We start from the raw sequence: 9,343 nt of genomic DNA, 5'->3' as shown, positions 1-9,343 counted from the left end.
TCATCGACCGCACCGGCCTGATCCTGGAGATCTTCGGCGCCCGCGCCCGCACCCATGAGGGGCGGCTGCAGGTCGAACTCGCGGCCCTGACCTACCAGCGCTCCCGCCTGGTGCGGTCCTGGACCCACCTCGAACGCCAGCGCGGCGGCTTCGGCTTCCTCGGCGGCCCGGGCGAAAGCCAGCTCGAGATCGACCGGCGGCTGATCGGCGAACGCATCGCCAAGCTGAAGCGCGAGCTGGAGGACACCAAGCGCACCCGCGGCCTCCATCGCGAGGCGCGCCGGCGCGTGCCCTATCCGGTGGTCGCGCTCGTCGGCTACACCAACGCCGGCAAGTCGACGCTCTTCAACCGGCTGACCCGCGCCAGCGTCATGGCCGAGGACCTGCTGTTCGCGACCCTCGATCCGACCATGCGGGTGCTGGAGCTGCCGTCCGGCCGCAAGGTCATCCTGTCGGACACGGTGGGCTTCATCTCGGATCTGCCGACCTCGCTGGTGGCTGCCTTCCGGGCGACGCTCGAGGAGGTGACGGCGGCCGACCTCATCATCCATGTCCGCGACGTCTCGCATCCCGACACGGTGGCCCAGAAGGCCGACGTCGAAGCGGTGCTGGGCGAACTGGGGCTGGCCGACGTGCTGCCCCAGCGGATGATCGAGGGCCTCAACAAGATCGACCTCCTGGCCGAGGAGGACCGGACCGTGCTGGCCCGCCAGGCCGAGCGCCAGGAGGGGCAGGTCGCCTTCTCCGCCGTCACCGGCGAGGGTCTCGACCGGCTGCTCGAACTCATCGACCGGCGGCTCGGCGCGTCGCGGGTCCTGCACGACCTCGAAGTCGATGTCCGCGACGGCAGCGCGATCGCCTGGCTCTACAGCCATGGCGAGGTCATCGAGCGGGCCGACGAAGGCGAGGTGGCGCGGCTCCGCGTCAGTCTCGATCCGGCCGACGTCGCCCGCTTCCGCCAGCGTCACCACCCGTTGCGAATGGCTGCCGTGACATGAAGATCGACGTGACCCGCGTCGCCGATGCGATGCGGGAGGTGGCGGCGGAGGAGATCGTGCCGCGCTTCCGGACCCTTGCGGCCGACGACATCCGCGAGAAGAAGCCGGGCGACCTCGTCACCGTCGCCGACGAGGCGACCGAGCGGGCGCTCGAGCGGCGTCTCGCCGGCCTGCTGCCGGGCTCGGTCGTGGTCGGCGAGGAGGCGGTCGCCCGCGACGCCGCCATCCTCGGCCGGCTGGGCGAGGCGGCGCCGGCCTGGATCGTCGATCCGGTGGACGGAACCGCGAACTTCGCGGCCGGCCTGCCGCTGTTCGCCGTCATGGTCTCGCTCGCCTATGGCGGCCGGGCGATCGCGGCCTGGATCCACGACCCGTTGACCGGTGTCACGGTGACGGCGGAGCGGGGCGAGGGTGCGTGGCTCGACGGCCGGCGCCTGACGGTCGCGCCCGCCCACGACCCCGCCAGCATGTCCGGCGCGGTCAGCTTCCGCTACGGCAAGCGCCCGCTGGTCCGCAAGATCGCCGGGCGGACGGAGCGCGTCGGCTCCGTCTTCCAGCTCCGCTGCGCCGGCCAGGAGTATCTGGCGCTGGCGCGGGCACAGAGCCATTTTTCGCTCTACCACCGGCTGATGCCCTGGGACCATGCCGCGGGCCAGCTGATCCACGGCGAGGCGGGCGGCTACAGCGCCCGGCTCGACGGTTCGGATTACCGGCCGTCGCATGTCGACGGCGGGCTGCTGCTGGCGCCCGACCGGGACGCCTGGGAGGCGATCCACCGGGTCCTGGTCGGGCGGCCCGACGAGCGGGTCTGACGCCCGCGCGTCACCCCTGGCGCGTCAGCCCTCGCGCTTCACCGCGAGCGGGCTGAAGGCCTGCATCACCGGCATCATCTCGATCCGGTTCAGGTTGACGTGGGCGGGCAGGGTGGCGGCGAAGAAGATCGTCTCGGCGATGTCTTCGGGCGTCATCGGCTGGACGCCCTTGTAGACGTCCTTCGCCTTCGCCTTGTCGCCCTTGAAGCGGACCTCGGAGAACTCGCTCTCCGCCATCCCGGGCTCGATGCTGGTGACGCGCACCCGGTAGCCCAGCAGGTCGGCACGCAGGTTGAGCGAGAACTGGGCGACGAAGGCCTTGGTGGCGCCGTAGACGTTGGCACCCGGATAGGGATAGGTGCCCGCCATCGAGCCGAGATTGATGACGTGGCCGCGATTGCGCTCGACCATGCCGGGCAGGATGGCGCGCGTGCAGTACATCAGGCCCTTGATGTTGGTGTCGACCATCGTCTCCCAGTCGGCGAGGTCGGCCGTCTGCGCCGGGCCGAGGCCGAGGGCGAGGCCGGCATTGTTCACCAGCACGTCGACCGAAGCGAATTCCGCCGGGAGGCCGGCGACGGCGGCCTGCACGGCCGCGGCATCGCGCACGTCGAGCGTGACGGCGTGGACGCGGGCGCTCCCCAGTTCCGCCTTCAGGGCCTCCAGCCGCTCCGCCCGCCGGCCGGAGATCACGACCTTGGCGCCGGCCCCGGCGAAACGCTTGGCGGTGGCGGCGCCGAACCCGGCGGTCGCGCCGGTGACGAACACCGTCATATCCTTGGCGTCGAGCATCATTGTTTCTCCTTTTATCAGAGCCTTAGGAACCATTCCTGACAGCAGACGAGAGCTTACCGGCGACCCAGAGGGCCTCCATCTCGGCGAGCGTCGCGTCCTGCGGCCGGCGCCCCTCGGCGAGGAGCGCCGCCTCGATGCCGCGGAAGCGACGGTCAAACTTGGAATTCGCTTTTCGGAGTGCCACTTCCGCGTCGATGTTGAGCTTCCGAGCGAGGTTGACGACGGAGAACAGCAGGTCGCCGACCTCCTCGGCGACGCGGTCCGGCGCGGCCGCCCGGGCCTCGGCGATCTCGGCCAGCTCCTCGTCGATCTTCGGCAGCACGGCATCGGCGTCCGGCCAGTCGAAGCCGACGCGGGCGGCGCGCCGCTGCAGCTTGTCGGCCCGGACCAGCGCGGGCAGGGCGGCCGGCACCCCGTCGAGCACGCTCTGCAGGCGGTCGCCGGCCCGGGCCGCGCGCTCCGCTTCCTTGAGCGCTTCCCAGTGGGTGGCGTCGCCGCTGCCGTCCGCGGCGTTGCCGAAGATGTGCGGGTGGCGGCGGACCATCTTGTCCGAGATCGCGTCCGCGACCTCGGCGAAGCCGAACCGGCCCAGTTCCTCGGCCATGCGGGAATGGAACACGACCTGGAACAGCAGGTCGCCGAGTTCGTCGCGCAGGCCGTCGAAATCCTGCTCCTCGATGGCGTCGGCGACCTCGTAGGCTTCCTCGATCGTGTAGGGGGCGATGGTCGCGAAGGTCTGCGCCTTGTCCCACGGGCATCCGGCCTCGGGATCGCGCAGGCGCCGCATGATACCGAGCAGCCGGGCGAGGGCGCGTTCGGCGGCAGTTGGCCCGTCGTCGGTCGGTGCGTCCAGCGTCATGGTAAGATCGCATAATGTATATTATGGGAAATCATAGATCGACCACGAGGCCATCGTATCCGGGCTCGACCCCCGGCGGCAGCCGGCCGCGGAGATCGCGATAGTCGAGCAATTCGCTCATGTGGGTCAGGATCGCCCGCCGCGGCGCCACCTGCCGGACCCATTCCAGCGTCTGCTCCAGGTGCGAGTGCGTCGGATGCGGGTCGTCGCGCAGGCAGTCGACGATCCAGGTGTCGACGCCGTCCAGCGCCGCGAACGCCGCCGTGTCGAGCCGCACCACGTCCGTCGAGTATGCGATCCGGCCGAAGCGGAAGCCCAGCGTCGTGCTGTAGCCATGGTCCTGGACGAACGGCACGATGTCGATCGCGCCCACCCGGAAGGCGCCGGCGATCTCGGTCGCCTCCAGGGTCGGCTTGTAATAGTGCGCGCCCGGCTCGAGCTTCCGGAACGCATAGTCGAACCGCCGGGCCAGTTCGCGCAGGGTCGCGGCGTCGGCGAAGACCGGGATCGGCGCCTTCATGACCCGGTTCAGCGACCGCAGGTCGTCGAGCCCATGGACGTGGTCGGCATGGGCGTGGGTGAAGAGCACCGCATCGAGGCGCCGGCAGTCGGCATCCAGCATCTGCTGGCGGAAATCCGGCGAGGTGTCGACGACGAGCTGGGTCCCCGCCTCCTCCACCAGGATCGAGACGCGGCGCCGGCGGTTGCGCGGCTCGGCCGGATCGCAGCGGCCCCAGACGCCCCCGACGAGCGGCACGCCACCCGAGCCGCCGCAGCCGAGCATCGTCACCCTCATGCGGCGGCGGCCGGACGCGCTGCCCGGTCGAAGAGCCGGAAGAAGTTGTCCGTCGTCAGCGCCTCGATCTCCGCGATCGAGGTGCCGCGGATCTCGGCCAGCCTGGCGGCGGTATGGCCGACGAAGGCCGGCTCGTTGCGCTTGCCGCGATGCGGGATCGGCGCCAGGTAGGGCGCGTCGGTCTCGACGAGCAGCCGGTCGGCCGGCAGGTCGCGGGCGATCGCGCGCAACTCGTCCGCCTTCTTGAAGGTGAGGATGCCCGAGAAGGAGATGTGGAAGCCGAGGCGGACCGCCTCCTCCGCCAGCCGCCGGCCGCTGGAGAAACAGTGCAGCACGCCGCGCAGCCGGCCGCCGTCCGACTCCTCGGTCAGGACGCGGATCATGTCCTCGTCGGAATCGCGGGAATGGACGACGAGCGGCAGGCCGGCCGCCCGGGCGGCGGCGGCATGGACCCGGAACACGGCCTCCTGCCGGTCGCGCGGACTGTGGTCGTAGAAGAAGTCGAGCCCGCACTCGCCGATCGCCACCACCCGCGGGTGGTCGGCGAGCCGCAGCAGTTCGGCGGTGCCGACCTCCGGCTCGCTCGCCGCCTCGTGCGGGTGGATGCCGACCGAGCACCAGACGTCGGGCTCCGCCTCGGCGATCGCCCGCACCCGCTCGAATTCGGTCAGCTTGGTGCCGATCGTCAGCATCGTGCGGACCCCGGCCGCCCGAGCACGCGCCAGCACCGCCGCACGCTCGGCGTCGAAGTCCGGGAAGTCGAGATGGCAGTGGCTGTCGACCAGCATCAGGTCGCCGCCGGATCGACGTGGCGCGGGAACACGCCCTCGGGCTTCGGCAGCGGCGTGCCCGGCACCAGCGCCGAGGCGTCGCCGAGGTCGCCGAAGCCGCGGCGCTCGCCCGGCACGCCGAGCTGATCGAGGATCTTCGCCGATGCCTGCGGCATGAAGGGGTGGGTCAGGAGCGCGAGCCGCCGGATCGTCTCCGCCAGGACATAGAGGACGGTCGCCATCCGCGGCGGGTCGGTCTTGCGCAGCGCCCACGGCGCCTGCTCGTCGACATAGCGGTTGGCGGCACCCACCACCTCCCAGATCGTCTCGAGCGCACGGTGGAACTGCTGTTCCAGCAGGAGCTCGCGCACCATGGGCAGCAGCGCCGAGGCGCGACCGAGCAGCTCGGTGTCGGCCGCCGCCAGCGGCCCCGGCTGCGGGGTGCGGCCGGCGCAGTTCTTCGCCACCATCGACAGCACCCGCTGCACGAGGTTGCCGTAGTCGTTGGCGAGGTCGCCGTTCATGCGGTGGACCATCTGCCGGTCGGAAAAGTCGCCGTCGTTGCCGAACGGTACCTCGCGCAGCAGGAAGTAGCGCACCGGATCGAGGCCGTAGCGCTCCACGAGGTCGCGCGGGTTGACCACGTTGCCCAGCGACTTCGACATCTTCTGGCCCTCGATCGTCCACCAGCCGTGGGCGAAGACGCGCTGCGGCGGCGGCAGGCCGGCCGCCATCAGGAAGGCCGGCCAGTAGACCGCGTGGAAGCGCAGGATGTCCTTGCCGACCATGTGCAGCGAGGCCGGCCAGAAGGTGCGGAACGCCTCGGCTTCGGTGTCGGGGTAGCCGACCGCGGTGATGTAGTTGGTCAGCGCGTCGAGCCACACATACATGATGTGGTCGCGGTCGCCCGGCACCGGCACGCCCCAGCCGAAGCTGGTGCGCGAGACCGAGAGGTCGCGCAGGCCCGACTGGACGAAGCTGACGACCTCGTTGCGCCGGCTCTCGGGCGCGATGAAGTCCGGGTGAGCGGCATAGAACTCGAGCAGCGGCTGCTGCCACGCGGACAGCCGGAAGAAGTAGCTCGGCTCCTCCACCCACTCGACCTCGGCCCCGGTCGGCGCCTTGCCGTCGACCAGTTCGCTCTCGGCGTAGAAGGCCTCGTCGCGCACCGAGTACCAGCCGGCGTAGCTCCCGAGGTAGATCTGCCCCCTCGCCTTCAGCTCGTTCCAGATCGCCTGGACTGAGGCGATGTGGCGCGGCTCGGTCGTGCGGATGAAGTCGTCGTTGGAGAAGTTCATCGCCGCCGCGAGGTCGCGGAAGTTCTGCGAGACGCGGTCGCAGAAGGCGAGCGGATCGACGCCCGCGGCCTTGGCCGACTTTTCCACCTTCTGCCCGTGCTCGTCGGTGCCGGTCAGGAAGTGCACCCGGCGCCCGTCGAGCCGCATGAAGCGGGCCAGCACGTCGCAGGCGAGCGTCGTGTAGGCGTGCCCGATATGCGGCGCGTCGTTGACGTAGTAGATGGGCGTCGTGATGTAGTACGGCGTCCCCGTGGACATCTCGCAACTCCTCGAATGGTCCGCGCGGGCGAGGCCCGGCCCCCGCGTCGGGGGCGGGCGGCTCAGCCCTCCGACGCCACCGTCTCGAATGCCAGGAGGGACGACAGCAGGGCGTGCCTGCGGTCCAGATCGAGACCTTCGGCGCGCGCGAACAGGTCGTTGGTCTTTTCCCACAGCCCCACCCAGCGATCAAGCCGAGCGCCCTCCGCCAGCCGCCGGGTGACCGCGAGTTCGCCCGGCATCGCCTCCGGCAGCGCCCGCCCCGCGCCGACCGCGACGACGCGCGCGAGCAGGCCGGACAGGAGTTCGCGGGCGAGCGTGAAGCCGTCCCCGTCCCCTTTGCCGAACCGGTCGGCCCAGGCCATCGCCCGCGGCAGGTCGAGGGACGGCCAGCCGCCGAAGAGTTCGAGGAGATCGCGGTGGGCGGCGGCGCCGTCGAGGTCGGCCAGCGCCACCGCCCGGCCGATCGAGCCCTCGGCCAACTGCAGCAGCGTCGCCAAGGTCTCGGGATCGAGGTCGGGGCGCAGCCGGCGCAGCCCCTCGGCGACGGTGCCGACCGGCAGCGGCTCCAGGGCCAGACGCCGGCAGCGCGAGCGGATCGTCGGCAGGAGCCGGCCGGGGCTGTGGCTGGTCAGCAGCAGGAGCGCCTTGTCCGGCGGTTCCTCCAGCACCTTGAGGAGGGCGTTGGCGGCGTTGCGGTTGAGATCGTCGGCGGGATCGACGATCGCCACCCGCCAGCCGCCGGCGGCCGGCGTCAGGTGGAGGAAGTGGCCGAGGTCGCGGACGTCGCCGATCACGATCTCCTGCCGGAGGCGGCCAGTGTCTCCGACGGTGCGGGTGACGACGCGGAGATCGGGATGTCCGCCGGCCGCGATCTGCCGCGCGGCCGGGGATTCGCGCTGCAGGTCTTCGGCCGGCGGGGCGCCGAAGAGCCCGAGGTCGCCGTCGCCGCCGGCCAGCACGAAGCGGGCGAAGCGGTGCGCCAGCGTGGCCTTGCCGACCCCGCGCGGGCCGGTCAGGAGCCAGGCGTGCGGCATCCGGCCGCTGCGCCAGGCGCCGAGCAGCGCGCGTTCCGCCGCCTCCAGCCCGAACAGCCACGGGTTGGCGCGCGGCTCCAGGGCCTGGGGGTCGCTCACGCCGGAAACCGGGCGTCGACGGCGACCGCGATGGTGGTCGCCAGCTGTTCGACCGGCAGCGTGCCGTCGACCACCCGGCAGCGTTCCGGCTCGGCCGCGGCGATCGCGTGGAACGCCGCCCGCAGGCGCTCGTGGAAGGCGGCGCCGCGCAGCTCGAAGCGCTGGCGCTGCCCCTCCCCGCGCGCCGCGACCCGGGCCATGCCGACGGCCACCGGCACGTCGACGACGATGGTCAGGTCCGGCGTCAGGCCGTCGGTCGCGAACGCCCGCAGCCAGGCGATCGCGGCAGGGTCGACGCCGCCGGCCGAGCCCTGGTAGGCGGCCGTCGAATCGAAGAAGCGGTCGCACAGCACCCAGGCGCCACGGGCGAGCGCCGGGCGGATCGTCCGCTCGACATGGTCGCGGCGCGCGGCCGCGACCAGCAGCGCCTCGGTCCGGGCATCCCAGCGATCGACCGCGCCGGTGACGATCAGGGTGCGGATGGCCTCGGCTCCGGGCGAGCCGCCGGGCTCCCGGGTCGACAGGACCTCGTGGCCGCGCCGGCGAAGATGGTCGGCGAGGCGGGCGAGCTGGGTCGACTTGCCGGCCCCTTCCCCGCCCTCGAACGTGACGAAGCGGGCGGTCACTTCCCGCCGAGGAGATGGCCGGCGGCGGCCAAGAGGCGGCCGAAGACGTTGCGGCGATCGACCGCCGCGCCGGCGACCAGGGGCCCCTCGCCCAGCTTGCGGTCGTCGAGGCGGATCTCCATGACCCCGATGCGCTGGCCGGCCGCGATCGGCGCCGCCACCGGGCCGTCGTAGACGGCGACCGCCTTGATCTTGTCGCGGCTGCGACGCGGGATCGTGATCCGGATGTCCTCGCCGGCATGGAGCGGCACCGTGTCCGCGGCGCCGAGCCACACCTCGGCCGCCTCCACCGCCTGCCCGGCGCGGGCCAGCGTGTAGTTCTCGAACTCGCGGTAGGCCCATTCCAGCAGGCGCTCGGACTCCTGGGAACGCGCCCGCATCGAGCCCAGCCCCGCCACCACCAGGATCAGGCGGCGGCCGTTGCGGATGGCAGAGGCGGTCAGCCCGTACCCGGCCTCGTCGGTGTGGCCGGTCTTCACCCCGTCGGCGCCGGTCGGCTTGTAGAGGAGCGGGTTGCGGTTGCCCTGCTTGATGCCGCCATAGGTGAACTCGCGCTCGGAATAGAGGCGGTAGTGCTCCGGAAAGTCGGCGATCAGGTGGCGGGTGAGCCGGGCGAGGTCGCGCACCGACATGTAGTGGTCGGGGCTGGGCCAGCCGGTGACGTTGGCGAAACGGCTGTCGGTCAGTCCCAGCGCCTTGGCGCGATCGTTCATCAGCCGGACGAAGGCCTCCTCGGAACCGGAGATGCCCTCGGCGAGGACGAGGCAGGCGTCGTTGCCGGACTGGACGATGACGCCGCGGATCAGGTCCTCGACCTTCACCCGCGTGTCGACCTTCACGAACATCTTGGAGCCGCCCATCTGCCAGGCATTGCGGCTGACGGGCAGTTCGTCGGTGAGCGACAGCTTGCCGGCCCGGATCTGCTCGAGCACGACGTACATCGTCATGATCTTGCTCATCGAGGCCGGCGGCAGCCGGCGGTCGGCATCCTTGGC

The 9,343-nt window shown here is 71.6% G+C and carries 10 protein-coding genes; 2 read left to right on the top strand and 8 right to left on the bottom strand.

Translation table 11 applies throughout. The annotated features are described in order from the left end of the window. Together hflX and ACE3Q3_RS21175 are read left to right on the top strand one after the other, a co-directional pair. The coding region (gene hflX / locus ACE3Q3_RS21180) for a GTPase HflX (protein ID WP_374449304.1) at positions 1-998 on the top strand (998 nt) is incomplete at its 5' end. Next, positions 995-1,810, top strand: a complete 816-nt coding sequence (locus tag ACE3Q3_RS21175) for an inositol monophosphatase (protein WP_374449302.1) — start codon at positions 995-997, stop codon at positions 1,808-1,810. The genes hflX and ACE3Q3_RS21175, both read left to right, overlap by 4 nt. Before the next feature lie 24 nt (positions 1,811-1,834). On the opposite strand, the gene ACE3Q3_RS21170 is transcribed toward ACE3Q3_RS21175, so the two are convergent. From ACE3Q3_RS21170 to ACE3Q3_RS21135, 8 genes are all read right to left on the bottom strand, one after another. Beyond that, positions 1,835-2,605 (bottom strand): SDR family NAD(P)-dependent oxidoreductase, encoded by a 771-nt coding sequence (locus ACE3Q3_RS21170; protein ID WP_374449300.1) that lies wholly within the window; start codon positions 2,603-2,605, stop codon positions 1,835-1,837. 22 nt (positions 2,606-2,627) lie between these two features. Further along, positions 2,628-3,464: a nucleoside triphosphate pyrophosphohydrolase gene (gene mazG, locus ACE3Q3_RS21165; protein WP_374449298.1), complete on the bottom strand. Its 837-nt coding sequence runs from the start codon at positions 3,462-3,464 to the stop codon at positions 2,628-2,630. A gap of 31 nt (positions 3,465-3,495) precedes the next feature. Next, a complete protein-coding gene (locus ACE3Q3_RS21160; protein WP_374449296.1) occupies positions 3,496-4,260 on the bottom strand; it encodes an MBL fold metallo-hydrolase in 765 nt (254 codons plus the stop codon). Further along, positions 4,257-5,048 (bottom strand): TatD family hydrolase, encoded by a 792-nt coding sequence (locus ACE3Q3_RS21155; protein ID WP_374449294.1) that lies wholly within the window; start codon positions 5,046-5,048, stop codon positions 4,257-4,259. Before ACE3Q3_RS21155 ends, ACE3Q3_RS21160 begins: the two co-directional genes overlap by 4 nt. Beyond that, complete coding sequence (metG, locus tag ACE3Q3_RS21150; protein ID WP_374449292.1) at positions 5,048-6,586, bottom strand: methionine--tRNA ligase; 1,539 nt, start codon at positions 6,584-6,586, stop codon at positions 5,048-5,050. Before metG ends, ACE3Q3_RS21155 begins: the two co-directional genes overlap by 1 nt. A gap of 62 nt (positions 6,587-6,648) precedes the next feature. Beyond that, positions 6,649-7,722, bottom strand: coding sequence for a DNA polymerase III subunit delta' (locus tag ACE3Q3_RS21145; protein WP_374449290.1), 1,074 nt, complete (start codon positions 7,720-7,722; stop codon positions 6,649-6,651). Then, complete coding sequence (tmk, locus tag ACE3Q3_RS21140) at positions 7,719-8,348, bottom strand: dTMP kinase (RefSeq protein ID WP_374449288.1); 630 nt, start codon at positions 8,346-8,348, stop codon at positions 7,719-7,721. The genes ACE3Q3_RS21145 and tmk overlap by 4 nt, the downstream gene beginning before the upstream one ends. Continuing rightward, the coding region (locus ACE3Q3_RS21135) for a D-alanyl-D-alanine carboxypeptidase family protein (protein WP_374449286.1) at positions 8,345-9,343 on the bottom strand (999 nt) is incomplete at its 5' end. The genes tmk and ACE3Q3_RS21135, both read right to left, overlap by 4 nt.

The sequence above is a fragment of the Allostella sp. genome, assembly GCF_041913585.1.
Classification (GTDB): Bacteria; Pseudomonadota; Alphaproteobacteria; order ATCC43930; family Allostellaceae; genus Allostella.
Note: the sequence above shows the minus strand (reverse complement) of the source record. Positions and strands in the feature narration are given on the sequence as shown.

Coding starts and splice junctions, on each gene's coding strand:
- mazG (WP_374449298.1), bottom strand. CDS start 3,464: ATGACGCTGGACGCACCGACCGACGACGGGCCAACTGCCGCCGAACGC.
- ACE3Q3_RS21160 (WP_374449296.1), bottom strand. CDS start 4,260: ATGAGGGTGACGATGCTCGGCTGCGGCGGCTCGGGTGGCGTGCCGCTC.
- ACE3Q3_RS21175 (WP_374449302.1), top strand. CDS start 995: ATGAAGATCGACGTGACCCGCGTCGCCGATGCGATGCGGGAGGTGGCG.
- ACE3Q3_RS21170 (WP_374449300.1), bottom strand. CDS start 2,605: ATGATGCTCGACGCCAAGGATATGACGGTGTTCGTCACCGGCGCGACC.
- ACE3Q3_RS21155 (WP_374449294.1), bottom strand. CDS start 5,048: ATGCTGGTCGACAGCCACTGCCATCTCGACTTCCCGGACTTCGACGCC.
- metG (WP_374449292.1), bottom strand. CDS start 6,586: ATGTCCACGGGGACGCCGTACTACATCACGACGCCCATCTACTACGTC.